Annotated in this window: 1 protein-coding gene; it reads left to right on the top strand. The window is 37.9% G+C overall.

Annotated elements, in window-relative coordinates; translation table 11 throughout:
- Positions 1-690: enoyl-CoA hydratase (locus ACEWK1_RS25785; protein WP_416636785.1), on the top strand; the 690-nt coding region annotated here is incomplete at its 5' end.
- Between the last annotated feature and the right edge of the window lie 160 nt (positions 691-850).

Raw genomic sequence — 850 nt, 5'->3', positions numbered from 1 at the left:
GTAGAAATGCTTCAGGAATTAGCTGAGTGCTTAGCTGATGTTGCTGCTTCTAATGTAAAGCTTTTGTTTGTTACTGGAAGAGGTCGTGCCTTTTCAGCTGGCGGTGATTTAAAAACGATGCTATCTAATGCAGATGAATCTGGCTTTCAAACCGTGATGAACAATATAAAAAACATTATTGTCAGCTTATACACGATGCCTGCGGTAACAGTAAGCTTTCTTAACGGGGCTGCAGCTGGCTTAGGACTAAGTTTTGCTTTAGCATGTGATCAGGTATTTGCGGAAAAAAATGCGAAGATTGCCATGAATTTTATTAATATTGGTCTTATTCCAGATGGTGGAGGGCATTTCTTTTTAAAGAAAAGATTAGGAGAGCACAAAGCTAAGCAAGTAATCTGGGAAGGTAAATCAATGACCTCCGATGAAGCATTAAAGGCAGGGATTGTTGACATGGCTTATGAAGGAGATACAGAAGAACAGCTTGAGTTGGTAAAAAGGGAATTGGAAGCGCGTCCATTAAAGGCGATGATTGCTTCAAAACTGATATATAGTGAACAAGAAAAACAGCTCTTGCTCGAAACATTAGATTCTGAAACTGAAAAACAATTAGAAATGAGACGAACACAAGATCATCGTGAAGGAGTTGCAGCATTTTTAGAAAAACGTCCGGCTCATTTTATCGGGAATTAATTGAATTGGAGGCTTTATCTGCGATTATAAGAATTTATCCGCGATTCCTGGAGGTTTATCTTCGATTATAAGAATTTATCTGCGATTCCTGGAGGTTTATCTTCGATTATAAGAATTTATCTGCGATTCCTGGAGGTTTATCTTCGATTATAAGAATTTA

Origin of the sequence: Metabacillus sp. YM-086, from assembly GCF_048059995.1 — a bacterium.
GTDB lineage: Bacteria > Bacillota > Bacilli > Bacillales > Bacillaceae > Metabacillus > Metabacillus litoralis_B.
The sequence above is the reverse complement of the archived record's forward strand: the minus strand, read 5'-3'. Positions and strand labels throughout refer to the sequence as shown.